Source organism: Metabacillus indicus, from assembly GCF_046603695.1.
Classification (GTDB): domain Bacteria; phylum Bacillota; class Bacilli; order Bacillales; family Bacillaceae; genus Bacillus_P; species Bacillus_P indicus.
The window spans coordinates 2,703,750-2,730,260 of sequence record NZ_CP176757.1 but is presented as its reverse complement, the minus strand read 5'-3'; the positions used below and the strand labels follow the sequence as shown (position 1 = coordinate 2,730,260).

Annotated in this window: 24 protein-coding genes; 20 read left to right on the top strand and 4 right to left on the bottom strand. The window is 45.4% G+C overall.

The features are described 5' to 3' along the window. Positions 1-18 precede the first annotated feature (18 nt). The 4 genes from ahrC (at position 19) to spo0A (ending at position 4,788) form a co-directional block, all read left to right on the top strand. Positions 19-468, top strand: coding sequence for a transcriptional regulator AhrC/ArgR (ahrC, locus tag ACK1LH_RS13990; protein WP_029279800.1), 450 nt, complete (start codon positions 19-21; stop codon positions 466-468). Positions 469-497: 29 nt separating this feature from the next. Then, on the top strand, positions 498-2,222 hold the full coding sequence (gene recN, locus ACK1LH_RS13985) for a DNA repair protein RecN (protein WP_029279802.1): 1,725 nt from the start codon (positions 498-500) through the stop codon (positions 2,220-2,222). A 184-nt stretch (positions 2,223-2,406) separates the two neighbouring features. Beyond that, positions 2,407-3,696, top strand: coding sequence for a SpoIVB peptidase (gene spoIVB, locus ACK1LH_RS13980; protein WP_029279804.1), 1,290 nt, complete (start codon positions 2,407-2,409; stop codon positions 3,694-3,696). 303 nt (positions 3,697-3,999) lie between these two features. Further along, positions 4,000-4,788: a sporulation transcription factor Spo0A gene (spo0A, locus tag ACK1LH_RS13975; protein WP_029279806.1), complete on the top strand. Its 789-nt coding sequence runs from the start codon at positions 4,000-4,002 to the stop codon at positions 4,786-4,788. Between the two features lie 67 nt (positions 4,789-4,855). Here spo0A and ACK1LH_RS13970 read toward each other — a convergent pair whose 3' ends face one another. Further along, on the bottom strand, positions 4,856-4,993 hold the full coding sequence (locus ACK1LH_RS13970) for a YycC family protein (protein WP_081414161.1): 138 nt from the start codon (positions 4,991-4,993) through the stop codon (positions 4,856-4,858). 41 nt (positions 4,994-5,034) lie between these two features. Between ACK1LH_RS13970 and ACK1LH_RS13965 the strand changes: the two genes are divergently transcribed. Beyond that, the gene (locus tag ACK1LH_RS13965) at positions 5,035-5,769 is read left to right on the top strand and encodes a glycerophosphodiester phosphodiesterase (protein WP_035207067.1); all 735 of its coding nucleotides are present in this window, start codon (positions 5,035-5,037) and stop codon (positions 5,767-5,769) included. Positions 5,770-5,808: 39 nt separating this feature from the next. On the opposite strand, the gene ACK1LH_RS13960 is transcribed toward ACK1LH_RS13965, so the two are convergent. Beyond that, complete coding sequence (locus ACK1LH_RS13960; protein ID WP_029279810.1) at positions 5,809-6,039, bottom strand: DUF2627 domain-containing protein; 231 nt, start codon at positions 6,037-6,039, stop codon at positions 5,809-5,811. Positions 6,040-6,234: 195 nt separating this feature from the next. On the opposite strand from ACK1LH_RS13960, the gene ACK1LH_RS13955 reads away from it, so the two are divergent. The 8 genes from ACK1LH_RS13955 to ACK1LH_RS13920 all read left to right on the top strand — a co-directional run bounded on the left by ACK1LH_RS13955 (position 6,235) and on the right by ACK1LH_RS13920 (position 16,485). Next, complete coding sequence (locus ACK1LH_RS13955) at positions 6,235-8,295, top strand: sigma 54-interacting transcriptional regulator (protein ID WP_411333437.1); 2,061 nt, start codon at positions 6,235-6,237, stop codon at positions 8,293-8,295. 146 nt (positions 8,296-8,441) lie between these two features. Next, positions 8,442-9,332 (top strand): phosphate butyryltransferase, encoded by an 891-nt coding sequence (yqiS, locus tag ACK1LH_RS13950; protein ID WP_411333435.1) that lies wholly within the window; start codon positions 8,442-8,444, stop codon positions 9,330-9,332. Between the two features lie 42 nt (positions 9,333-9,374). Next, entirely contained in the window at positions 9,375-10,469 is a 1,095-nt protein-coding gene (gene bcd / locus ACK1LH_RS13945; RefSeq protein ID WP_029279816.1) for a branched-chain amino acid dehydrogenase, read from the top strand. Between the two features lie 64 nt (positions 10,470-10,533). After that, positions 10,534-11,646, top strand: coding sequence for a butyrate kinase (gene buk / locus ACK1LH_RS13940; protein ID WP_411333433.1), 1,113 nt, complete (start codon positions 10,534-10,536; stop codon positions 11,644-11,646). 47 nt (positions 11,647-11,693) lie between these two features. Beyond that, on the top strand, positions 11,694-13,115 hold the full coding sequence (gene lpdA, locus ACK1LH_RS13935) for a dihydrolipoyl dehydrogenase (protein ID WP_411333431.1): 1,422 nt from the start codon (positions 11,694-11,696) through the stop codon (positions 13,113-13,115). A 44-nt stretch (positions 13,116-13,159) separates the two neighbouring features. Beyond that, a complete protein-coding gene (locus ACK1LH_RS13930) occupies positions 13,160-14,152 on the top strand; it encodes a thiamine pyrophosphate-dependent dehydrogenase E1 component subunit alpha (RefSeq protein ID WP_035207060.1) in 993 nt (330 codons plus the stop codon). Between the two features lie 12 nt (positions 14,153-14,164). Then, entirely contained in the window at positions 14,165-15,148 is a 984-nt protein-coding gene (locus tag ACK1LH_RS13925; RefSeq protein ID WP_029279824.1) for an alpha-ketoacid dehydrogenase subunit beta, read from the top strand. Positions 15,149-15,177: 29 nt separating this feature from the next. Next, positions 15,178-16,485: a dihydrolipoamide acetyltransferase family protein gene (locus ACK1LH_RS13920; RefSeq protein ID WP_411333430.1), complete on the top strand. Its 1,308-nt coding sequence runs from the start codon at positions 15,178-15,180 to the stop codon at positions 16,483-16,485. Positions 16,486-17,057: 572 nt separating this feature from the next. Here ACK1LH_RS13920 and ACK1LH_RS13915 read toward each other — a convergent pair. Beyond that, complete coding sequence (locus tag ACK1LH_RS13915; RefSeq protein ID WP_411333429.1) at positions 17,058-17,960, bottom strand: YegS/Rv2252/BmrU family lipid kinase; 903 nt, start codon at positions 17,958-17,960, stop codon at positions 17,058-17,060. Between the two features lie 28 nt (positions 17,961-17,988). Further along, on the bottom strand, positions 17,989-18,165 hold the full coding sequence (locus ACK1LH_RS13910; protein WP_203287993.1) for a hypothetical protein: 177 nt from the start codon (positions 18,163-18,165) through the stop codon (positions 17,989-17,991). A 200-nt stretch (positions 18,166-18,365) separates the two neighbouring features. Between ACK1LH_RS13910 and ACK1LH_RS13905 the strand changes: the two genes are divergently transcribed. From ACK1LH_RS13905 to ACK1LH_RS13875, 7 genes are all read left to right on the top strand, one after another. Further along, positions 18,366-20,225 (top strand): methylmalonyl-CoA mutase family protein, encoded by a 1,860-nt coding sequence (locus ACK1LH_RS13905; protein WP_411333428.1) that lies wholly within the window; start codon positions 18,366-18,368, stop codon positions 20,223-20,225. Further along, positions 20,226-22,379, top strand: a complete 2,154-nt coding sequence (gene scpA / locus ACK1LH_RS13900) for a methylmalonyl-CoA mutase (protein WP_411333427.1) — start codon at positions 20,226-20,228, stop codon at positions 22,377-22,379. It abuts the gene before it with no gap. Beyond that, positions 22,376-23,398 (top strand): methylmalonyl Co-A mutase-associated GTPase MeaB, encoded by a 1,023-nt coding sequence (gene meaB / locus ACK1LH_RS13895; protein ID WP_411333426.1) that lies wholly within the window; start codon positions 22,376-22,378, stop codon positions 23,396-23,398. The genes scpA and meaB overlap by 4 nt, the downstream gene beginning before the upstream one ends. A gap of 76 nt (positions 23,399-23,474) precedes the next feature. Continuing rightward, on the top strand, positions 23,475-23,912 hold the full coding sequence (locus tag ACK1LH_RS13890) for a BrxA/BrxB family bacilliredoxin (RefSeq protein ID WP_411333425.1): 438 nt from the start codon (positions 23,475-23,477) through the stop codon (positions 23,910-23,912). 244 nt (positions 23,913-24,156) lie between these two features. After that, positions 24,157-24,933 (top strand): transporter substrate-binding domain-containing protein, encoded by a 777-nt coding sequence (locus ACK1LH_RS13885; RefSeq protein WP_029279836.1) that lies wholly within the window; start codon positions 24,157-24,159, stop codon positions 24,931-24,933. A gap of 79 nt (positions 24,934-25,012) precedes the next feature. Then, positions 25,013-25,672 (top strand): amino acid ABC transporter permease, encoded by a 660-nt coding sequence (locus tag ACK1LH_RS13880; protein WP_029279838.1) that lies wholly within the window; start codon positions 25,013-25,015, stop codon positions 25,670-25,672. Further along, positions 25,665-26,387: an amino acid ABC transporter ATP-binding protein gene (locus ACK1LH_RS13875; RefSeq protein WP_035207046.1), complete on the top strand. Its 723-nt coding sequence runs from the start codon at positions 25,665-25,667 to the stop codon at positions 26,385-26,387. Before ACK1LH_RS13880 ends, ACK1LH_RS13875 begins: the two co-directional genes overlap by 8 nt. Positions 26,388-26,511 lie beyond the last annotated feature (124 nt).

Sequence of the window (26,511 nt, the reverse complement as noted above, 5' to 3'; positions counted from 1 at the left end):
GTTAACAAGGGGTGCCCAATGAATAAAGGTCAACGACACATTAAAATCCGCGAGCTGATCACACATAATGAAGTGGAAACGCAGGATGAACTGGTGGACATGCTTAAGGAAGCTGCCTTTAATGTTACTCAGGCTACAGTCTCAAGAGACATTAAAGAGCTGCACCTTGTAAAGGTCCCAATGCTTGATGGGCGGTATAAATACAGCCTCCCTGCAGATCAGCGCTTTAACCCGCTTCAGAAGCTGAAACGGGCGCTAATGGATGCCTTTGTAAAAATTGATTCAGCAGGCCATAACATTATTATGAAAACACTTCCCGGCAATGCAAATGCCATAGGAGCACTTATCGACAACCTGGATTGGAATGAAATATTAGGGACAATCTGCGGAGATGATACGATCTTAATTATCTGCAGAACACCAGATGATACCGAAACCATCTCCAAGCGATTCCTGGATATGCTTTAAAGAATGAAATGGAAGGGGGATTCGGCCCTGTGTTAGCAGAACTTTCCATAAAGAACTTTGCCATAATCGAAGCACTGACTGTCTCTTTTGAAAAAGGGCTTACGGTCCTTACCGGAGAAACAGGAGCTGGAAAATCCATTATTATAGATGCCGTTCATTTGCTGGTAGGAGGAAGAGGGTCATCTGAATTTGTCCGCTACGGAGAAAAAAGGGCTGAACTGGAAGGTCTTTTTTTGCTGGATGATGACGCTCATCCGGTCCTTGAAAGATGCCAGGAGTTTGGAATTGATACAAGTGACGGGATGATTGTCCTGAGACGCGACATTTCAGCAGCAGGCAAGAGTATTTGCCGTGTGAACGGAAAGCTTGTGACCATCGGAATTCTCAGGGAAATCGGCCAGCTCATGATTGATATTCACGGCCAGCATGATAATCAGGAGCTGATGAATGAAGAAAATCACTGGAAGCTGCTCGATCAGTACGGTTCGTCAAAAATAAACCATGCCCTTTCGTCATACAGAGAGATTTACACTACATATGCTTCGCTGCAAAAGAAAATCAAACAGCTTTCTGAAAACGAACAGGAAATGGCCCACAGGCTTGATCTTATTCAGTTTCAGCTCGAAGAAATTGAAAAAGCTGATTTGAAATTAAAAGAAGACGAACAGCTCATGGAAGAAAAAAATGAAATCTCCAACTTTGAAAAGGTCTATGAATCCCTGCAGAACAGCTATAATTCCCTTCACGGCGAACAGAGGGGACTCGACTATATCGGCCATTCCATGAGTCACCTTGAAGAAGTGTCTTCGATTAATGACTCATTGAAAGAAATGTCAGAAACCGTCTCCAACTGCTACTACATGCTTGAAGATCTGTCGTTTCAGATCCGCAGTGAACTTGACAGGCTTGAGTTTGACCCGGAGCGGCTAAATGAAATTGAAGCAAGACTTGCGGAGATCACGCATCTGAAGAGAAAGTACGGTCAGAGTGTAGAGGAAATCCTTGAATATGCAGCAGGAATTGAAGAAGAGATTGATACCATTCAAAACCGCGACAGCCACCTTTATAAACTGAAAAACGAACTTGATTCGGTTACGAAGGATCTGGTGATTGAAGCTTCAAACCTGACGGCTGTGCGAAGAAAAAGTGCTGCTGAGCTGATAAAAAACATCCAGCAGGAGCTTAAAGAACTCTATATGGAAAAAACAAAGTTTGAAGTTGTGTTCGGCGTCCGCAAGGGACATCCAGACAGTGTCCAAATAGACAGTGTTCCTGCAAAATTCACCGAAAACGGAGTAGATGAAACGGAATTTTACCTATCTACAAATCCGGGTGAACCCCTTAAACCGCTTTCCAAAATTGCATCCGGGGGAGAGCTTTCAAGAATCATGCTTGCGATGAAAAGCATCTTCTCCAAGCATCAGGGTGTGACGTCGATCATCTTTGATGAGGTTGATACTGGAGTGAGCGGGAGAGTGGCCCAGGCCATCGCAGAGAAGATCTATAAGGTCTCTGTCGGGTCCCAGGTGCTCTGCATCACTCACCTGCCTCAGGTAGCTGCAATGGCAGACACGCATCTTTTCATCTCCAAAGAAACGGTTAAAGGACGCACGAAAACAAGTGTTAAGCCTCTTCTCGAGGAAGAAAAGATAAAAGAAGTCGGCCGGATGATTGCCGGAGTTGAAGTAACGGATTTGACGAAACAGCATGCCAAAGAATTGCTTGCTCTTGCAGAAGCTGCAAAGAGCTTCTAAATACTGCCTTCGCCGGCAGTATTTTTTTTGTCTGCAAAAAACACCTCATGTGCCGTCCTGTGGCATTATACGCCAAAACATCAACATTTTCTTTTTATATCAGTTATAAATGCTCCTCCAAAAGGCAAAATTAATGAATGTAGCCGATGTATTGGTGTGGTAGGAGCGAGGAGAGTGTGTATAGTTGGGCTCAGATAAAATAAGAAAAATAATTGGTTGTATTCTCCTTGTTTCTTTAATGAGTTTAGGATTTGTAAAACCTGTTAAAGAATACGTTCTATTGCCAAATTCTTTAACTGTATTCGAAAATCAGCAATTATCAATGCAGACATCCCTGCAGGCTGATGCAGCCGCGGCGGATTCAGAGCAGGTATTTTCCATTAAAACAGGGAGTGAATCCCTTCAAATTGAAGGCAGGCAAAGCGGAGTAGGAGAAATCGTATTTGACCTTGCCGGAATTCCGATAAAAAAAGTGGACGTTAAAGTCCTTGAAGATTTCCGGGTTATTCCGGGCGGCCAGTCAATAGGCGTTAAACTTAATTCACTTGGCGTCCTTGTTGTCGGACATCATCAAATTAAAACATCCGGAGGAAAAAAATCCCCCGGAGAAATAGCCGGAGTGCAAGTCGGTGATATCATTACGAAAATTAACGGCACCACAGTTGAAAGCATGAGTGATGTGACGCCGTTTATTCAGGGTTCAGGAAAGACCGGCAAGCCTCTTGATTTAGTGATCTCAAGGGATAACAAAGAGCTTAAGACAAAGCTTGTTCCGGTAAAAGATGAAAATGAAGGCGCATACCGGATCGGACTCTATATCAGAGATTCAGCAGCGGGAATCGGGACGATGACCTTTTATGATCCTAAATCGAAGAAATACGGCGCTTTAGGCCACGTTATTTCAGATATGGATACAAAAAAACCAATCGTCGTACAGGACGGACAGGTTGTCAGATCGACTGTCACATCCATTGAAAAGGGAAGCAACGGGAATCCTGGAGAAAAGCTTGCCAGATTTTCAAGCGACAGACAGATTATCGGGGACATTACACGCAACAGTCCATTCGGTATTTTTGGCAGACTGAACGGAGACATGACAAATGGTCTTTATGATAAGCCTATGCCAATCGCCCTTTCAAACGAGGTAAAGGAAGGTCCTGCGCATATACTGACGGTTGTAGACGGTGACAGAGTAGAGGAGTTTGATGTACAGGTCGTCAGTTCTACTCCTCAAAAGTTCCCTGCAATTAAAGGGATGGTCATAAAAATTACAGATCCAAAACTGCTTGAGAAATCAGGCGGGATTGTTCAGGGGATGAGCGGAAGTCCGATTATTCAAAATGGCAAAGTGATTGGCGCCGTTACACATGTGTTTGTTAACGATCCGACTTCAGGGTATGGTGTTCATATCGAGTGGATGCTGAGTGAAGCGGGAATTGATATCTATACGCAAGGTGCAAAGAAAGCAAGCTAAAAGGGCAGCTGTTGAGAGGTGATTCTTGACAGCTCTTTTTTATGTCTTTCTTTATTCCTGTTTTTTCGGTAGAATAGAGAAAAGAAGATTATTCGACAAAACTGTTTAACTTTGGAAGTGATTGGTTGCGGTAATCGTCGAAAATGTGAGGAAACTGGAGAAAAACTTAGATATTTCATTTTTTTGGTATTTTTTAAAATAATTAGAGGAATTTAAGTTGCATTGTCGAAATTCTCATTTAGAATAAACAATAGAGATGCTAACGGGTTAAGGCGGAGAAATGAAGACTGAGGAGGAACTTTAGTGAAGAAGATAAAAGTATGTGTCGTTGATGATAATCGTGAGTTGGTCGGCCTTTTAGATGAATTTATATCAAGCCAGGATGACATGGAAGTGCTTGGAATTGCCTATAACGGTCAGGAATGCCTGAACATGCTGAAGGACAAAGATCCTGATGTATTGGTACTGGATATTATTATGCCGCATCTTGACGGTCTTGCTGTCCTTGAAAAGGTCAGGGAGATGGAAAAATCCAAACAGCCGAATGTCATTATGCTGACAGCGTTCGGACAGGAAGATGTCACGAAAAAAGCTGTCGACCTTGGTGCGTCTTACTTCATCTTAAAACCGTTCGACATGGAAAACCTTGTCAGCCACATTCGCCAGGTCAGCGGAAAATCGGCTCCTATTCTTTCCAGATCCAGTTCCTCACTCAGATCCCAGCCTGAAAACAAAGGCAAGAACCTTGATGCGAACATTACCAGCATCATTCATGAAATCGGTGTACCCGCTCATATTAAAGGGTACCTGTACTTAAGGGAAGCCATTTCTATGGTATATAACGATATTGAACTTCTCGGTTCGATTACAAAAGTTCTCTATCCTGACATCGCAAAAAAATACAACACAACAGCAAGCCGTGTCGAGCGTGCGATCCGCCATGCGATTGAAGTGGCCTGGAGCCGCGGAAATATCGAGTCCATCTCATCTCTTTTCGGCTATACAGTGAGCATGTCAAAAGCAAAACCGACAAATTCAGAATTTATTGCAATGGTTGCGGATAAACTCAGACTTGAGCATAAGGCTTCCTGAGAGGGATAGACATTAAATAGAAAAAGAACCCGCTTTCGATTGAAAGGGGGTTCTTTTCAGTTAAAGATCAATTCTCTTTTTTCTCAAGTTCAGCAAGCTTTGCAAGCAGAATGTGCTGGGGCATATGCATCAGCTGTTCAACCGGTACATTCAGTGCTTCGCTCAATTTTACAGCCGTATCAGCTGAAATTGGCAGTGGTCTCATGGGAAATCCTCCTTTATTCTTTTTAAGCGGGTGAAAAAGCAATGACGATTATATTTGGCCACCGGGGTGCAGCCGGCACGCATCCTGAAAATACGATGCCGTCTTTTCAGGCGGCAATTGACCTTGGTGCTGACGGAATTGAACTGGATGTGCATCTTTCTAAAGACGGCATTCCCGTTGTCATCCATGATGAAACAGTTGACCGAACCACAAACGGCACCGGCTATGTTAAAGATTTGACGTATGCAGAGCTTCAGCAGCTTGATGCGTGCTTTTTGTTTCCTGAGTGGAGCGGAAAAGCATCCGTGCCATCTCTTGAACAAGTGGCAGAGTGGATTAGACCGCTGAATGTTAAGCTGAATATTGAATTGAAAAATGACCGGATCCATTACGGGCAAATCGAAGAAAAAGTAATCAGCATCATTGGAAAATATACCTTAGAGAGCCGAGTTATCCTCTCTTCGTTTAACCACGACAGCTTAGTAGCATGTTATCACATTTCACCTCATATTGAGCGCGGGGCTCTGATTCATGAAAGGCTGTATCAGTCTTGGGAGTATGCAAAAACCATCCCTGCTGCTTCCGTGCACCCTTACTATTTATCGGCTGATCAATCAATGATTGCAGAAAGTCAGGCGCACGGGGTCATGGTCAGGCCTTATACGGTCAACGACGAACAAATGATGAAGGACCTAATGAAAGCCGGCTGTGCAGGATTTTTCACAGATTATCCTGAAATGGCTGTGCGAATTAGAAAATCACTAAAAAATGGCTGATTGACGAAGCGCCCGGGCTGACTTGGCGCTTTTGCTTTACTACCTCTGGAATCGCTTTTGAACCTTTTTCCTCTTTGAGTCTCTGCGGAAGATGAATCCTGCGACAAAGCTTAATCCCCCTATAAACAAAAGCAGTCCTCCTATGAACTGCATCCATAATGCCGGAAATGGCGGCTGGAGAATGCCAAACAGCATATCGCGCATAAGCTTGATGCCATAGCCTGCCAAAACGCCAGGTATGACCATTATAATCAGAGCAACTATCCTCATATTTCCCCTTGTCCTTTCCCTGTTCTTTCTAAATTGTCAAGTGAATGGGCCTTTTTGTCAAGTGAGCAAAAGCAGATGATGAGATCGTGCAATTTTTTGCATAAAAGGAGCTGTTCGAGTACACTAATGAGGGAATGGGAAAGGCTTTTTTTACGGAGTATTTTCCGATTTTATAAAAAACAAGGGGATAGATTCATGCAAAAAGTGCTGCTTGTTGGTGCGGGCAAAGGCGGGACTGCACTCCTTAAAATGCTGCTTGAGATCAAAGCGATGGAAATTATGGCTGTTGTTGATATTGATTCAAATGCACCGGGTATCGAATATGCCAAAAAAATCGGAATTCTGACCAGCTCAGACTGGAAGCCGCTTCTGTCTGATCAGATCAACATTGTCATAGAAGCAACGGGGAGTTCTGAAGTGTTTGAAGAACTGCTTCAGCAAAGAAGCAGGAGCACAGTCATCATACCGGGCAGCGTGGCTCATATCATAACAAATCTGATTAATCAGAAAGAAGATCTGATTACAGCTCTTCAAGAAATTACATATAAGCATGAAACCATTTTTGACGCAACGAATGACGGCATGATTGTCATCGACGACAAGGAGAGGCTCATTCTTTTTAATAAAATGGCCGAAGAAATGACAGGCTTAAAAAAGGAGAATGTCATCGGCAGGCTTGTCAGGGAAGTCATGCCATCAAGCAAACTGCCGAGAATCCTCCAGACGAAAGAAGTTGAAATGAACCAGGAGCAGGTTCTTGAGAACGGCCTGAAAATCATTACAACCCGAATTCCGATTTTTGACCACTCGGGCATTCTTATTGGGGCGCTTTCGCTTTTTAAAGATATAACGGAAATTGTGAATCTTGCTGAAGAGATGACGAACCTAAAAGAAATTCAGACTATGCTTCAGGCGATTATTCAGTCATCGGATGAAGCGATTTCTGTGGTGGACGAAGAAGGGAGAGGCATCATGATTAATCCTGCCTACTCCCGCATGACCGGCCTGACTGAGGGCGAGGTCCTCGGAATGCCTGCTACAGCGGACATCTCAGAGGGTGAAAGCATGCATATGAAAGTGCTTGAGACAAGAAGGCCTGTCCGCGGAGCGAGAATGAAAGTCGGCCCTTCTAAAAAAGACGTCATCGTCAATGTAGCCCCGATTATCGTCGACGGCAAATTAAAGGGAAGCGTGGGCGTTATTCACGATATGTCTGAGATCCAAACGCTGACAACAGAATTAAACCGGGCAAGGCAGATTATCAGAACCCTCGAAGCGAAATATTCCTTTGAAGACATCGTTGGTGAAAGTGAAGAAATAAAGCTCGCGATCGAACAGGCAAAGCTTGGGGCGAAAACACCTGCGACCGTGCTCCTGAGAGGAGAATCGGGGACGGGAAAAGAGTTATTTGCACACGCTATACATAATGCTAGCGACAGAAAATACAACAAGTTTATTAAAGTAAACTGTGCAGCCATTTCAGAAACCCTGCTTGAAAGTGAATTGTTCGGCTACGAAGAAGGAGCGTTTTCAGGCGCGAAACGCGGAGGCAAGCGTGGGTTTTTTGAAGAGGCGAATAACGGAAGCATCTTCCTTGATGAAATTGGTGAACTGTCAGCCAGTGTACAGGCCAAGCTGCTGCGCGTTCTTCAGGAAAAAGAAATTGTCAGAGTAGGGTCGGCGAAATCCATTTCCATCAATGTAAGGGTAATTGCCGCAACGAACATCAATATCGAAAAAGCCTTGTCTGACGGCACGTTCAGGGAGGATCTGTATTACAGATTAAACAGGTACCCAATATCCATTCCTCCGCTGCGGAACAGGAAAAGTGACATTCCCATGCTTGCTGAACATCTGATCAGAAAGCTGAATCAGGATTATGGACGGAGCATTGAAGGAATTGATGAATCAGCAGCAGCGGCACTGATGGGATACAGTTGGCCGGGTAATGTGAGAGAGCTTGAAAATGTTATTGGAAGGGCGATGATCTTTATGCATTATCATGAACTGAAAATCACAGCCCGCCATCTGCCTGAACTCATTCAGAGTTCTGAAAAAGAAAGATATACCGGAAATGTCCTTATAGAAGATACCGGGAATATTACGCTTGCCGAAGCTGTGGAAGAAGTCGAAAAAAACCTGATACAGAACGCACTGATAAAACACGGCTATAACCGGACAAAAACCGCATCTTCATTAGGTGTTTCATTAAGAAACCTGTATTATAAGATGGAGAAATACGGAATTGAAAAATAATGCATGCAAAATATTGCGTGATATGCAATATTTTGCACGTTAAATAAATAGCAGATGAAGCGGTTTCACGTTTTCTTATTTGGCACGCTTCTTGCATTATAAATAATCGGGTGCTGTGATTACATCAAGAAAGGGTTGAACGATACATGACATTAGACGACCTGCTGGAAAAAGCAGCACAGCTGGAAAATAAGACGGTTGCTGTTGCAGCGGCAGAAGACGTGGAAGTTCTTGAAGCTGTTAAGCTTGCTCTAGAACGGGAACTGGCTGATTTTATGCTGTTTGGCAACAAAGAAGTCATTGAAAAGATGCTTCTTGAAAAACAAATTGATTCCAGAAGAGTCACAATCCATAACGCAAGATCAGCCGTACAGGCTTCAGAAGCAGCTGTAAAAGCCGTTTTTCAAAATGAAGCGGATGTCCTTATGAAAGGGAATGTTCCGACTGCTGTGATTTTAAAAGCTGTACTGAACAAGGAGTTTGGTCTTCGAACGGGAAACATCCTTTCACACGTGGCCGTTTTTGATGTGCCAGGCTACGACCGGTACACCATTGTGACAGATGCTGCCATGAACGTTGCGCCGGATCTTCAGCAAAAAAAGCAGATTCTTGAAAACTCCGTTACGGTCGCAAGGAAAATCGGCATTAAGATGCCGAAAGTTGCACCGCTTGCAGCGGTTGAAGTCATTAACCCGGCTATGCAGGCCACACTTGATGCTGCTGCACTAACGCAAATGAATGCCCGCGGGCAAATCAAACATTGTCTTGTAGACGGGCCGCTGGCTCTTGATAACGCCGTTTCCATGGAAGCTGCGGAGCATAAGGGCATAAAGAGCGGGGCTGCGGGACAGGCAGATATTTTGTTGGTACCAACCATTGAAGTTGGCAATGTTTTATATAAATCACTTATTTATTTCGCAAGGGCAAAGGTTGGAGCTGTTATTGCAGGAGCTAAAGCGCCAATTGTACTGACAAGCCGTGCAGATTCAGCTGAAAGCAAGCTTTATTCACTGGCACTTGCCATTTGCACAAGCTGAAAACAGAAAAAGCAAAAATGATACCACTAGGAGGATTTACAGATGGAAATTTTCAAATATATGGAACAATACGACTATGAACAATTGGTTTTCTGCCAGGATAAACAATCAGGACTAAAAGCGATCATTGCTATTCACGATACAACGCTTGGACCGGCTCTTGGCGGAACGCGCATGTGGACATATGCTTCTGAAGCAGATGCCATTGAAGATGCCCTTCGTCTTGCACGTGGCATGACTTACAAAAATGCTGCAGCGGGACTTAACCTCGGAGGCGGCAAAACGGTCATCATCGGAGACCCTAGAAAAGATAAGAATGAAGAAATGTTCCGCGCATTCGGCCGCTATATTCAAGGGCTGAACGGCCGTTATATCACAGCGGAAGATGTAGGGACTACAGTAGAAGATATGGACCTGATTCATGAGGAAACAGATTATGTAACAGGTATTTCTCCTGCATTCGGCTCTTCAGGCAACCCGTCTCCTGTCACTGCATTCGGTGTATACCGCGGAATGAAAGCAGCAGCTAAAGCAGCCTTTGGAACAGATTCACTTGAAGGGAAAACGGTAGCTGTACAAGGTGTCGGAAATGTTGCCTTTAACCTTTGCAGACATCTTCATGAAGAAGGTGCGCAGCTGATCGTAACAGACATTCATAAAGAAGCGGTTCAAAGAGCGGTGGAAGCATTTGGAGCAAAAGCTGTCGATCCGGATGAGATTTACTCTGTTGACTGCGACATTTATGCACCATGTGCACTTGGAGCGACAATTAACGACGATACGATTCCTCAAATAAAAGCAAAAGTCATTGCAGGTGCTGCAAACAATCAGCTGAAGGAAACACGCCACGGCGATACGATTCATGAAATGGGAATCGCTTATGCACCGGACTACGTCATTAATGCCGGCGGAGTTATCAATGTAGCCGACGAACTTCTTGGCTATAACAGTGAAAGAGCCATGAAAAAAGTAGAAGGCATCTACCAGAACATTGAGCGTGTATTTGAAATTGCAAAGCGTGACGGCATTCCTACTTATATGGCTGCTGACCGTCTGGCAGAAGAGCGGATTGAAAGAATGAGAAACTCCCGCAGCCAGTTCCTTCAAAACGGCCATCATATTTTAAGCCGCCGCTAATTTGGAAATACATGGAGCAGGGTCTGTTTGGTCAGATCCTTCTCTTACCTGGAGGTTATGAAAGTTGCAAGAAAAAGAATATCGGATACTCGTCATCAACCCTGGTTCAACTTCTACGAAAATTGGTGTATTTGATAATGAACGTTCTATTTTTGAAAAAACAATTCGACATGATGCGGAAAAGATTCAGTCTTTCACCCAAATCATTGATCAATACGAATTCAGAAAGCAAACGATTCTTGAGACGCTTGATGAAGAAGGCATAAACATTTCAAAATTAAGCGCTGTCTGCGGAAGAGGCGGATTGCTTCGTCCGATTGAAGGCGGAACATATCATGTCAATGAGCAGATGCTTCATGATCTCCGGATAGGCTATGCAGGCCAGCATGCCTCTAACCTTGGAGGAATCATTGCATACGAGATAGCTGGAGGCCTTAATATCCCTGCATTCATCGTAGATCCTGTCGTTGTCGATGAAATGGAACCGATTGCAAAAGTATCAGGCGTTTCTTCAATTGAAAGGAAAAGTATTTTTCACGCACTGAACCAAAAATCAGTCGCAAGAAAAGTGGCCAGGCAGTACGGCAAATCGTATGGGGAAATGAACCTGATTGTCGCTCACATGGGCGGTGGGATTACAGTAGGTGTCCATAAGCAGGGAAAAGTGATCGATGTGAACAACGGTCTCCATGGTGATGGACCGTTCAGCCCTGAAAGAGCTGGGACGGTTCCTGCAGGAGATCTTGTCAGCCTGTGTTTCTCAGGGGATTACTACCGCGAGGAAATTATGAAAATGCTTGTCGGCCGTGGAGGCCTCGTTGGCTACCTTGGAACAAACGACGGACAAAAGGTTGAACGCATGATTGCAGCAGGTGACGAGCGGGCAAAGCTGGTTTTTGATGCGATGGCGTATCAGATCGGCAAAGAAATCGGTGCTGCGAGTGCAGTTCTTAAAGGCAAAGTAGATGCCATTATCCTTACAGGAGGCCTTGCATACGGGAAGAGGTTTGTAAAAGAGATCTCGTCTTATATTGACTGGATTGCAGACATTACGGTATTCCCGGGTGAAAATGAGCTGCAGGCTCTAACAGAAGGTGCCCTTCGTGTCCTTAGGGGAGAAGAAGAGCCGAAAGAATATCCAAACCTCGTCATCGCAAAACCGCTCAGCAGAAACTGAGCGCCAAAATAGATCTTCTTACCGGTTAAAGAGAGGAGCATGATCCCATGGCTACTGAATATGATCTCGTGATTGTCGGCGGAGGCACAGGCGGCTATGTAGCAGCCATCCGTGCAAGCCAGCTCGGCTTAAAAACAGCTATTGTTGAAAAAGGGAAGCTTGGCGGCACATGTCTGCATGCAGGCTGCATACCAAGCAAAGCATTGCTTAGAAGCGCGGAGGTTTTTGCAACAGCTAAGCGAAGCGAAGAATTCGGCGTCATCACTTCCGGCGTCGAGCTTGATTTTGCCAAAGTGCAGGAACGGAAGCAGTCCATTATCGATACGCTCCATAAAGGAGTGCAGCATTTAATGAAACAGGGAAAAATTGATGTATACGAAGGGACGGGCAGAATCCTTGGACCGTCGATTTTTTCTCCAATGCCTGGAACCATCTCCGTTGAAATGAACAACGGGGAGGAAAATGAAATGCTCATACCGAAGAATGTGATTGTCTCAACAGGATCAAGACCTCGCAGCCTTCCTGGACTTGAAATTGACGGAGAAGCAGTCCTCACTTCAGATGAAGCATTAAACCTTCAGTCCCTGCCGAAGTCCATCATCATTGTCGGCGGAGGCGTGATCGGAATTGAATGGGCATCCATGCTTTCAGATTTCGGTCTTGACGTGACAGTTCTTGAATATGCAGACAGAATTCTCCCTACAGAAGATGCAGATATTTCAAAAGAAATGCAGCGCCTGCTGAAGAAAAAGGGCGTCGCGGTTGTGACAGGTGCAAAGGTGCTTTCTGAAACACTTGAAAAAGGAGAAGGAGTCTCCATATCTGCTGAGCATAAAGGCGAAGTGAAAACCTTCTCAGCAGAAAAAATTCTTGTTTCCGTCGGCCGTCAGGCGAATGTTGAAGGCATCGGCCTTGAGAACACCGACATCCAGATTGAAAACGGATTTATCAAAACAAACGCATTTATGCAGACAAAAGAGTCACATATCTATGCAATCGGTGATGTGATCGGCGGCATGCAGCTTGCTCATGTAGCTTCACACGAAGGTATTACCTCCGTTGAACACATTGCCGGGAAAAATCCTTCTGCCATTACGTACAGAAACGTATCAAGATGTGTCTACAGCACACCTGAAATCGCAAGTGTAGGCTACACGGAAGCAGAAGCAAAAGATGCCGGTTTTGACGTGAAGACAGGGAAGTTTTCTTTCCGTGCAATCGGCAAAGCGCTTGTTTTCGGAGAGTCGGACGGGTTTGTCAAACTGGTGGCAGATGCGAAAACAAATGACCTTCTTGGCGTTCATATGATTGGTCCGCACGTGACAGATATGATTTCAGAGGCCGGTCTTGCCATGGTGCTGGATGCAACCCCTTGGGAAATCGGGCACACGATCCATCCGCATCCTACGCTTTCTGAAGCAATCGGCGAAGCTGCACTTGCAGTGGACGGCAGCGCAATACATTCTTAAGGGGAACGACTTCCCTTACATACTGATTTTTAGGAGGCAGCAAAATGGCTGAAAATCGTCATCAAACTCTTGGTCTGACAGATCAGGATGTTCTTGAAATGTATGAAACTATGGTTATGGCCCGTAAAATTGATGAGCGCATGTGGCTGTTGAACCGTTCAGGGAAAATTCCGTTTGTCATCTCTTGTCAGGGACAGGAAGCGGCACAGGTAGGAGCTGCTTTTGCCCTTGACCGGAAAAAAGATTACGCGCTTCCTTACTACAGAGATATGGGCGTTGTTCTTGCTTTTGGCATGACAGCCAAGCAGTTAATGCTCTCGGGATTTGCAAAAGCGGAAGATCCGAACTCAGGCGGACGCCAGATGCCCGGTCACTTTGGGCAAAAAGTAAACCGCATCGTAACAGGTTCTTCTCCTGTAACCACGCAGGTGCCGCATGCTGTCGGCATAGCTCTTGCAGGAAGAATGGAGAAAAAGGACATCGTGACGTTCGTAACATTCGGAGAAGGTTCATCCAATCAGGGTGACTTCCATGAAGGCGCAAACTTTGCAAGTGTTCATAAACTTCCGGTTATTTTCATGTGCGAAAACAACAAGTACGCCATCAGTGTGCCGTATGAGAAGCAAGTTGCATGCGAAAAAATCTCCGACCGTGCTGTTGGATACGGCATGCCTGGCGTGACAGTGGACGGAAACGATCCGCTTGAAGTTTATGCAGCAGTGAAAGAAGCTGCAGACAGAGGACGCCGCGGTGAGGGGCCGACTCTAGTTGAAGCAGTTTCATACCGTCTGACGCCTCATTCAAGTGATGATGATGACCGTTCATACCGCGGACAGGACGAGGTATCTGAAGCGAAGAAAAAGGATCCGATTTTAACATTTGCCTCTTATCTGAAGGAGACAGGCGTCCTGACAGAAGAGAAGGAAAAAGAGATTCTTGATCAGATTATGAAGGTTGTCAATGAAGCGACGGATTACGCTGAAAATGCGCCGTATGCAGAAGCGGAATCAGCACTCAAATACGTATACGCAGAGTAAGGGGGAAGTACAATGCCAGTCATTTCTTATATAGATGCAGTAACAATGGCCATTCGCGAAGAAATGGAACGCGACCCGAAGGTGTTTGTCCTTGGCGAAGATGTCGGCAGAAAAGGCGGAGTCTTTAAAGCTACAGCAGGACTCTACGATAAATTTGGAGAAGAACGCGTCATTGATACGCCGCTTGCAGAATCTGCGATTGCCGGAGTAGGAATCGGAGCGGCCATGTATGGCATGAGACCGATTGCCGAAATGCAATTTGCTGATTTTATCATGCCGGCTGTCAACCAGATCGTATCAGAAGCGGCGAAAATCAGATACCGTTCCAATAATGACTGGAACTGTCCGATTACCATTCGTGCCCCTTACGGCGGCGGAGTGCACGGCGCTCTGTATCATTCCCAGTCAGTTGAAGCTCTTTTTGCCAATACACCGGGTCTGAAAATTGTGATGCCGTCAACTCCTTATGATGTAAAAGGATTGCTGAAGGCTGCCATCAGAGACGAAGATCCTGTTCTTTTCTTTGAACATAAGCGGGCGTACCGTCTGATTAAAGGGGAAGTCCCTGATGATGATTATGTTCTGCCGATCGGGAAAGCGGATGTAAAACGGGAAGGCGAAGATATCACAATCATCACGTATGGCCTTTGTGTTCATTTTGCCCTTCAGGCTGCGGAAAAACTTGCCCAGGACGGCATTTCAGCTCATATTCTTGATTTGCGCACAGTCTACCCGCTCGATAAAGAAGCGATTATTGAAGCGGCATCAAAAACAGGCAAAGTCCTGCTTGTCACAGAAGACAACAAAGAAGGAAGCATCATGAGTGAAGTTTCAGCGATCATCGCTGAAAACTGCCTGTTCGACCTGGATGCTCCAATCATGCGTCTTGCAGGTCCTGATGTTCCTGCGATGCCTTATGCCCCGACAATGGAAAAGCATTTTATGATCAACCCTGATAAAGTCGAAGCAGCCATGCGGAAGCTTGCGGAGTTTTAAGAAACGTTCTAGTTGAGGAGGGAACTTTCATGGCAGTTGAACAGATGACCATGCCCCAGCTTGGGGAGAGTGTAACAGAAGGCACCATCAGCAAATGGCTCGTATCCGTCGGAGATACCGTTAATAAGTACGACCCGATTGCAGAGGTTATGACAGACAAAGTAAATGCAGAGGTCCCGTCCTCTTTTTCAGGCGTCATCAAGGAACTGACAGCTGAAGAGGGAGACACGCTTGCTGTAGGAGAAATTATCTGCAAAGTAGAAGTCGGAGGCAGTGCAGAAACAGAAGCACCTGCTCAAGCTGAAACGCCTGCAGCTGAAAAAACAGCTCAGGAGCCTGTACAAGAACAGGATCAGTCTAATAAAAAGAGATACTCGCCGGCTGTCCTACGCCTAGCACAGGAGAATGACATTGATCTTACCCAAGTGAACGGAACAGGGGCAGGCGGTAGAATCACAAGAAAAGATCTTCAGCAGCTGATTGAAGGCGGAACGATCCCTAAAGCCGTCGAAACCGTAAATCAAGCTCCAGTTGCTGCAGAGAAGCCGGCGCCTTCAGCACAGAAGGAAACCCTTGTAGCTCCGGCTCCGGCCAAACCGGCAACGACGCAGGGAGCAGCTGTCACCGCGCAGCCGGGAGACGTGGAAATACCGGTTACCGGCATCCGCAAAGCCATTGCAGCCAACATGCTTCGCAGCAAACATGAAGCTCCGCACGCCTGGACGATGATGGAAGTGGATGCAACGAATCTCGTGGAATACCGCAACAGTCTCAAGAACGAGTTCAAACAAAAAGAAGGCTTTAACCTGACGTTCTTTGCCTTCTTCGTCAAAGCAGTTGCCCAGGCACTGAAAGAATTCCCGCAAATCAACTCCATGTGGGCAGGCGACAGCATCATCCAGAAAAAAGACATCAACATCTCGATTGCAGTCGCAACAGATGATGCCCTTTTCGTCCCTGTCATCAAACATGCGGACGAAAAAACCATCAAAGGCATTGCCCGCGAAATCTCAGAACTTGCAGGAAAAGTACGTGCCGGCAAACTGTCTGCAGATGATATGAAAGGCGGCACCTTTACCGTCAACAACACCGGATCATTCGGCTCTGTCCAGTCCATGGGCATTATCAATTACCCGCAGGCTGCCATCCTGCAGGTCGAATCCATCGTGAAGCGCCCGGTTGTCATGAACAACGGCATGATCGCTGTAAGAGACATGGTCAACCTCTGCATGTCCCTCGATCACCGCGTACTTGACGGCCTGATCTGCGGAAGATTTTTGGCGCGGGTGAAAGAAATCATCGAACAAACATCAAAAGAAACAACGTCGATCTATTAAAAAATTTGCAGGCAGGAAAACTTCGGTTTTTCCTGCCTGTTTTTTTTTGGCATTTAGGTGGCAGGGGGAATTCGTCGAGAGGACGAGGGGAGAAAAAGAAAATGGCACCCTATAAATTGGTGTGGCGGGAATATGGGATAGCAAAAAGAGAAAATGGTACCTTATAAATTGGTGCGGCGGGAATATGGGATAGCAAAAAGAGAAAATGATACCTTATAAATCGGTGCGGGAAGGATATGGGGTAGCAAAAAGAGAAAATGGCACCCTATAAATCGGTGCAGCGGGAATATGGGGTAGCAAAAAGAGAAAATGATACCTTATAAATCGGTGCGGGAAGGATATGGGGTAGCAAAAAGGAAAAATGGTACCGTATAATTCGACGCTGGAAGAATACAGGAAATCAAAAAGAGAAAATGCTACCCTATAAATCGGCGAGGTGGGAATATGGGTTATCAAAATGAAAAATGGTCAGCTATAATTGGTGCGGCAGAACCCCTTTAAAGTGTTCGAACCCTACAACCCCTCCACCCCACAAAAAAAGTGCCCCAACAGCAATAGCTGCAGAACACTTTTTAAATAACCACTTTTGGAACCAGCATCTGAAAATGCTGGTGCAGAATACGGATGGATTCGGGAGTGGAGGAGTAGACTTCTCCGTCGGTGTCGCAGTTCATTTCGTCTTCCGTTTCAATTTTCATGATGCTTGTCCGGTAATGCTGGAGCTGTGAATCGAGATGGTCCCAGTCGATGGTGTCTTTCATGGTGAAGATTTCTTTTAATACCGTGAAGCTTGCTTCTTTTATAATAAAGATATCCGCAAGACCGTCATCTATTTGTATGTCAGGATAGGGAAGCTCGTTTGTTCCGATCATCCGTCCGTTTGCAAGCAGGATCATGATGGCTTCATCTTCTATGACTCTGTCATCCAGCTCCAGTTTAAAGGTAAATGGCTTCATGCTTTTGATTGTTCGGAGTGCGCTGAGAAAGTAGCTGACTCTGCCAAGCAGTGCTTTTTCGGTGTCGTTGATATTTTCAGATGTTTCGGCGATCAGGCCGATGCCCCAGAAATTGAGGAAATAACCGCTAGTTGATTCAGCTGCATCTACTCCGCGGACTTCACCCTCAAATATGCATTCTGCAGCTTTTCTCAGGTTTTGCGGGATGCCCAGTGTTCTGGAGAAGTCATTGCAGGTGCCTCCCGGAAGTATGGCAATGACCGGTCTGTTTTCAAGTCCGCCAAGACCGTTAATGCACTCATGAACCGTTCCGTCACCCCCAAGAATGATGACGATATCACTTCCTTCACCATGCTCCCGGCAGAACTCCAGGGCGTCCAGAGGTTTTTTTGTCTGGAGCAAAAGAAGCTGCTCCACATGCTGCGAGATAATGGGAACGCAAACGCCAAGCGTTTTTTCCGCATCTTTTTGACCGGCATTGCCATTGTATATAAGAATGCCCTTTTTATATTCAGCCATAAAAAAACCCCTTACGAGCAAAAGTCGTTTAAAAGTTGAAAAGGTCTCCGAATGCCTTTAAAACAGCACGGAGCAAATAATAGATGATGCGGAAAGGAAGAAGAATCAGGAATTCGGCCAGTTCAAGGAGATCGAACAGGAAATCAAGCCATTTGCTGCTTCTCTTTTTCCGCTTCTTTTTTAATCCGAAAGGTCTCTTCTTCATTAAATTATCCTCTCTTCCATTAAATGAAACATCTTTCTTCCTATACGTTTCAAAACTTGCTCTGGTTTCAATTATGAATTACATTTGCTGACTTCTGCAAGGTGTACTAAAATAAAAGAAACTAAGTTTTTATTATTTTCAAAAATGTAAACGCATTCTTTTGCGTCAAGGGGGTGTGCTTCCTTCAGGGAAGCGGGAGAATGAAGCAAAGAATCAGCAGGGAAAGATATGATTTTGAAAAAGCAACCGAACAAATGTGGGTGGAAGAAGCAGAAAGAGCGCTGAAAGGAAAAAGCATTGAGACGCTCTCTAGAAAAACATATGAGGGTATTACACTGCGTCCTGTTTATACAGAGCAAAACAGCCGGGCTGCGCATCAGATTCCAAGGCATCTGGAGAAGCAAAACGGCTGGGAAGTGAGCCAAAAACTTCAGAAATCAAAAACGCCTGAAGAACTGAAAGCGGAAATTCATGAGGCACTGAAATGCGGACAGGATACGATTCATCTTGAGGATGTCTCTTTTCTCAATACATATGAAGATATTCAAATTGCGTTTGAAAACACTGAGTTAAGTGCAACCCCGTTTCACATTTCACTTAAAGACAACATCGGATTTTTTCCGATTTTCACAGCCTTCCTGAAAAACCGGAATGGAAGCGGACGGTTTGCTTTTGATCCGCTTGGGGAGTGGATTGAGAGCGGGGGAAGCCGCATGCAGATTACAGAAAAACTGGATGCTGCAGCGGATATGATGAAGGCGCTGGAAGAAGCAAACCTGCCGGACGTCAAAACCATCCTTGTGGACGGGCAGATTTACCGAAATGCCGGAGCTTCTGCAAAAGAGGAGCTTGCCTATACATTCGCCAATGCCATTGAACTGTTCAATGCATTAAAAGAACGGGGTGTGCCTGTTGATGTGATTGCAGCCAGAACGGCATTCTCATTTTCGGCAGCTGCACCGTTCTTTATGGAAATTGCCAAGTTCAGAGCAGCTAAGAAACTGTGGGCTGCTGTGTTAAACGGGTTTGGAGCAGATCCAGAAAAGTTCCCGATCGACCTGCATGCGACCACATCATTGATCACGAAAACGAAACACGATATTCACGTCAATATGCTTAGGGCAGCAACAGAAGCGTTTTCTGCTGCGGCCGGGGGAGTCAGCAGCCTGTCTATTTCTCCATTTGATGAAGTGCAAGGCAAGCCGGGCAAAACCGGAGAACGGGTGGCGAGAAATACGCACTACGTGCTGAAAGAAGAAAGCCACCTTGCAAAGGTGCAGGACCCTGCTGCTGGTTCATGGTACATTGAAGAACTGACAAGTGAGCTTGCCGAGCAATCGTGGAAGGAAATCCAGGCGATTGAAACGCTTGTAGGCTTTACTGAGGCCGCAAAGAATGAGTATATCCAGAACCATTTGAGCAGTCTGCTTGAGAAGCGCCTGGAGGATATCAGCAAACGGAGCGTGCAGCTGATTGGAACGAACGTTTATGCCAATCTTCAGGAATCAGCTTACGAGGCGAAGGCAGAAGAAAAAGTGAAACCAGACAAAAGTACGGCTCACTCTGCACCAGACATTGCGAAATGGATCCAGGACGCTTATACCGTCACAGCAACTGAACTCAACAGCCTGATGTACCGGGATGACCTTCAGGACGGGGTGAAACCGCTGCTGCAAAAGAGGCTTTCCGAGCCGTTTGAAGAGCTCAGGGCCGCTTCGTCAAGATTTAAAGAAGAAACAGGAAGCTTTCCTTTCATCCAAGTGGTCGTGTTTGGTGAACCGATTGATTATAAAGCAAGACTTGATTTTACGGCAGGACTGCTTGCGGCAGGAGGCGTGGAAGCAAAAATTACGGCGATGGATGAGGCAGAGGCAGACAAGCCTGTCATCTTATGCGGAACAGACGAAGAATATGGATTGCTGGACCTTAAAAACCTGTCTGAAAAACATCCGCTTTTCCTTGCAGGACGTTTTAAGACCGAATGTGCTGCTTCCCTTTACCAGGGGATGAATGTGCACGAATTTTTAAAGAATCTTCATAGTCACTTGGGGGTGAAGTAAATGAGCCGGATCAGTTTTGCGAATGTTGAATGGACGGAAAAAAAGAGTCCAGAAAGACAGACAGGCTCCACAGAAGCTTTTCTGTCAAACGAAGGGATTCCCCTTAAACCGGCCTATACAGAGGAAGACAGAAAAGAGATGCCGTTTTTGGACAGCTATCCGGGCATTGCTCCTTTTCTAAGAGGCCCGTATTCTACGATGTATGTGAACCGGCCGTGGACAATCAGGCAGTATGCCGGTTTTTCAACGGCTGAAGACAGCAACGCGTTTTACCGGCGGAATCTGGCTATGGGGCAAAAAGGACTTTCAGTTGCCTTTGACCTGGCCACGCACAGAGGCTATGACTCCGACCATCCAAGAGTGGAAGGAGATGTCGGAAAAGCGGGAGTTGCCATTGACTCGATTCTGGATATGAAAATTCTCTTTCAGGACATTCCGCTTGATGAGATGTCTGTGTCGATGACAATGAACGGGGCTGTGCTTCCGATTATGGCTTTTTATATTGTGACAGCGGAAGAACAGGGTGTCTCTAAAGAGAAGCTTGCCGGTACAATTCAGAATGATATTTTAAAAGAGTATATGGTGAGAAATACGTATATTTACCCTCCTGATACATCCATTAGAATCATAGGGGATATTTTTGAGTACACCGCAAAGCATATGCCGAAGTTCAACAGCATCAGCATTTCGGGCTATCATATGCAGGAAGCGGGGGCTACTGCGGATATTGAACTTGCTTATACGCTTGCTGACGGCCTGGAATATATCCGGACGGGTTTAAAAGCGGGTCTTACAATTGATCAGTTTGCGCCGAGGCTGTCATTCTTCTGGGCAATCGGCATGAATTATTTTATGGAAGTGGCCAAGATGAGAGCGGCGAGATTGATGTGGGCGCAGATTGTGAAACAGTTTGAGCCAGAAAATCCGAAATCGCTCGCACTCCGGACACATTCACAGACATCCGGCTGGAGCCTGACTGCACAGGATCCATTTAATAATGTCATCCGGACATGCCTTGAAGCACATGCCGCTGCCATGGGCCATACCCAGTCTCTGCATACAAATGCACTTGACGAAGCGATTGCCCTGCCTACTGATTTTTCTGCGCGGATCGCAAGGAATACCCAGCTTTATCTTCAGGCGGAAACAGGAATCTGCGATGTGATTGACCCTTGGGGAGGATCCCATTATGTGGAGTCACTGACTAAGCAGCTGATGGATAAGGCATGGGAACACATTGAAGAGGTTGAAAATCTCGGGGGAATGGCAAAAGCGATTGAGACAGGTCTTCCTAAAATGAAAATAGAAGAAGCTGCCGCAAAACGCCAGGCGAAAATTGACTCCGGGTCAGAAACGATTATCGGCGTGAACAAGTATCAAGTTGAGGAAGAGGATCCAATTGAGATTCTTTCTATTGATAATACGGAAGTAAGGCGCAAGCAGATTGAGAGACTCCAAGTGTTAAAGGCATCACGTGATCAGAAGCAGGTGGATCAAGCACTTCAGGCTCTCACAGAAGCCGTGAAGACGGGAGAGGGAAACCTGCTGGAGCTTTCTGTAGAAGCGGCGCGGGCCAGAGCCACTCTCGGGGAAATTTCAGACGCAATAGAAAAAGCGTCTAAACGCCATCAGGCAGTAATCCGCTCTATAAGCGGTGTCTACAGTTCAGAATTTTCAAATGAAGAAGAAATCGAAAGCGTCAGAAGGATGACCGATGAATTTTCACAGCTGGAAGGAAGAAGGCCCCGTATTCTAATTGCGAAAATGGGGCAGGACGGACATGACCGCGGAGCGAAGGTAGTTGCCACCGCTTATGCAGATTTAGGCTTTGACGTTGACATCGGCCCTTTATTTCAGACTCCTGCAGAAACGGCGGCGCAGGCCGTTGAAAATGATGTGCACATCGTCGGAATGAGCTCGCTTGCAGCCGGGCACAAAACTCTTCTGCCGCAGCTTGTTCAGGAGCTGAAGGCTTTGGGAAGAGAAGATATCATGGTCATCGTCGGCGGCGTGATCCCGTATCAGGATTACGAATTTCTTCTCAGCAACGGAGCTTCTGCTATTTTCGGTCCCGGAACGGTGATTCCGAATGCTGCAAAAATCATGCTCGAAAAAGTATATGAACGTCTTGGCTATGAGGCAGCAGAAGAATGACCGATGCTCCTAAACGAAGAAAAAAGGCAGGAGAAGCGGGAAAGAGTGCAAACGAGTATGCAGACGGTGTGATTAGCGGTTACAAAACAGCGGTTGCACAAGCCATTACGCTTGTCGAAAGCAATGCTGAAAAGCATTTCGAAACGGCTCAGGAGATGATTGAAGCGCTGCAGCAGCGGACAACAAGCAAGTCCGTCCGGATCGGGATTACAGGCGTACCCGGTGCCGGGAAGAGCACGTTCATAGATGCGTTCGGAACGTATTTGTGCGCAAAGGGCCACAAGGTAGCTGTACTTGCTGTCGACCCCAGCAGCAAGGTGTCCAAAGGCAGCATTCTTGGAGATAAAACAAGAATGGAGCGGCTGTCCAGAAATCCGGATGCCTTTATCCGCCCTTCCCCGTCCGGCGGAACCTTGGGGGGAGTGACAAGAAAAACGAGAGAATCCATCATTGTCTGCGAAGCGGCTGGCTATGACGTCATCCTGGTCGAAACAGTGGGGGTAGGCCAGGGGGAATTTGCGATCAGAGGAATGGTCGATTTTTTCCTTCTCCTCGTTCTTACCGGTGCAGGTGACGAGCTTCAGACGATGAAAAAGGGAATCATGGAGTTGCCGGACCTGGTTGTCGTCAATAAAGCGGATGGAGATAACGTAAAGAATGCAGAGAGAGCAAGGCATGAGTATAATCAGATTCTTCACTTTCTGACATCCTACACAAGAGGATGGGAAACAAAAGCTGTCACGGCTTCTGCCATTCAGGAAAAAGGAATCGAAGAAATATGGGACACTGTCACGGCTTTTCTGGACACAACAATGAAAAGCGGCGTGTTTGAAAAAAGAAGACAGCTTCAGCAAAAAGAGTGGCTCTATGAGATGATTCAGGAACAGCTTAAGCATCACTTTTTTCAGCATCCATCGATTAAAGGAACGATGCCTGTCCTCGAACAGGAGGTCATCAGCGGAAAACGCCCGGTTTCTGGAAGCGTCAAAGAGCTGATCACGGCCTTTTTAGAAGGGTGAGTCTTGCATTTAGGTAGTTTTTTTCAAAATCTACTGGTAGAATAGATGTATAGTGTGTATAAAGGAGATGCAACCAATGAATATTGATTTTAATATGTTTATGAACGATGTCGTGGCTCAGGCACGAAAAGAGATTACGGCTGCAGGCTATACAGAGCTGAAAACACCTGAAGACGTTGAAGAAACGTTTAAAAAAGAAGGAACAACGCTTGTTATGATTAATTCCGTTTGCGGATGTGCAGGAGGAATTGCCAGACCGGCAGCTGCTCATTCTGTGCATTATGACAGACGTCCAGACCGACTTGTAACGGTTTTTGCCGGACAGGACAAAGAAGCGACTGCATACGCCCGAGACTTTTTTACGGGTTATCCGCCATCATCTCCATCTTTCGCCCTGCTAAAAGATGGAAAACTCATGACTATGGTCGAGCGCCACGAAATTGAAGGACATGACCCAATGAGTGTTGTAGCAAAGCTTCAGGAAGCATTTGACCAATATTGCGAAGAAATCTAAACTGCCGCTTATGCGGCAGTTTTTTTTTGCGTAATCATATTTTTCCATAGTTTAACATTCTTTCTTACTATAATATTCTTGCATAAAAATAAATTATTAAAAGATATATTGCATATTTATAAGTCTGTGTTAAAATACATTTATTCGGATATTTATTCGCGAAAAAAGTCTTGTAAATTATTATTCTATAGAACATAATATTATTAAATTTAGAATTTTAAGAAAATAACGAGGGGGAAGTAAAATGAAGAAGTTTGCACTATTTTTGATTTCGATTTTGGTGATTGGAGTTCTTGCTGCCTGCGGTTCTTCAGAAACATCCGGCAAAGAGGAGAAAAAAGTCCTAAAAATGGCAACATCAGCCGATTATCCGCCATTTGAGTACATTGACACAGCAAAAGGAAGCGAAATTATCGGTTTTGACATCGATCTTGCAAAAGCAATCGGCAAAGAGCTTGGCTATGAAATTGAAGTTCAGGACATGGATTTCACAGGATTGATCCCAGCGCTTCAAGCCAACAAAGCTGATCTCGTACTTGCAGGAATGACGCCTACTGAAGAACGTAAAAAGAGCGTAGATTTCTCAGATGTTTATTACACGGCAAAGCACATGATTGTGACTAAAAAGGGCAGCGGCATCAAGTCCGTTGAAGATCTTGAAGGCAAAACAGTCGGTGTTCAGCTTGCATCCATTCAAGAAGGCAAAGCAGAAGAAATCGCTGAAACAGTTAACATCAAAGTAGAAAACCGCAACAGAATCCCTGAACTGATTCAGGAAATGAAAGCTGGCCGCTTTGATGCAGCAATTATTGAAGACACAGTAGCAAAAGGCTACTTCAAAAATGACAAAGAGCTTGAAGGCACAGTCATTGAAGACGGTGAAACAGAAGAAGCTGGTTCAGCAATCGCATTCCCGAAAGACAGCAAATATGCTGAGGAATTCAACAAAGTGCTGAACGAAATGAAAGAAAACGGCGAACTTGAAAAGCTTGTCTTGAAATGGTTCGGCGGAGAAGAATAAGCAGTCAATTCAGGAAAACGTTCAACACACGAATGTTGAACGTTTTTTTGTTTAACATGAGAAAGGAGTGTCGAAATCAATGAATCTGGATTTTCCGGCGATAGCGCCCTCGATACCGTTTATCCTACAGGGGATTCCGGTAACACTTAAGATTGTCGGCCTTTCTGCACTGCTCGGTTTTACACTGGCTGTCATTCTTGCTCTCTTTAAAATCAGCAGAATCAAGCCGCTGATGTGGTTTGCGGATGCATACACATCCATTTTCCGCGGTACACCGCTTATCCTGCAATTATTGATCATTTACTACGGTGCGCCTCAGATACTGGGCTTTGAAATTGATCCATATCCGGCTGCAGTCGCAACCTTCGCTCTTAACTCAGGAGCATACATCTCTGAAGTAATCAGAGCAGGCATCATGGCCATTGATAAAGGGCAGCGTGAAGCGGCTATGGCTCTTGGCGTTCCATATTCAAAAATGATGAAAGACATTATTTTCCCTCAGGCGATCAAAAACATTCTGCCTGCTTTAATGAACGAATTTATCACCCTTACAAAAGAATCAGCCATCGTGACGATTATCGGAGTACAGGATATTATGAGAAGCTCCTACATAGTCGGAGGCCAGACGTACCGCTATTTTGAGCCGATCTTAATTGCCGGCCTCATCTATTATGTCATGGTCATTATTTTAACGGTTCTTGGCAAACTTGTTGAAAGGAGAATGGCGCGCAGTGATTAAAGTGGACAACCTTCATAAATCATTCGGAAAATTAGAAGTGCTCAAAGGCATCTCAACACACATCGCAGAAAAAGAAGTTGTGGCCATCATCGGCCCGTCCGGTTCAGGGAAATCCACCTTTTTACGGTGCATGAACAGGCTTGAGGATCCGACGAGCGGCCATATCTACATTAAAGATCAGGATATTACAAATCCGAAAACAGACATCAACAAAGTCCGCCAGAATGTCGGAATGGTGTTTCAGCACTTTCACTTGTTCCCTCATAAAACGGTTCTTGAGAATTTAACGTATGCACCTCTTACCGTTAAAGGAACTTCAAAAAAAGAAGCAGAGGAACAGGGGCATGAACTTCTTAAGAAAGTCGGACTCGCAGAAAAAGCGCATGAGTATCCAAACCGTCTGTCGGGAGGACAGAAACAGCGTGTTGCCATTGCAAGAGCACTCGCGATGAACCCGGAAGTGATGCTGTTCGATGAACCGACATCCGCACTTGACCCTGAAATGGTCAAGGAAGTTCTTGAGGTCATGAAGAATCTTGCTTTCTCAGGTATGACGATGGCCATCGTCACGCACGAAATGGGCTTTGCAAGAGAAGTGGCTGACAGAGTGCTATTCCTTGATGAAGGAAGACTTGTAGAAGACGCTGCTCCGAAAGACTTCTTCTCAAACCCGAAAACACAGCGTGCTCAACTATTCCTTGAAAAAATGCTATAATGGCTACTTAGAAAAAGGTGATCATCATGATCATCTTTTTTCGTTTTTATCTTTAAGCCTGCAATTGGGCAACGTATGAAAAAGGATATGAAACCTCATATCACATGAAACGCAAGGGGAAGAC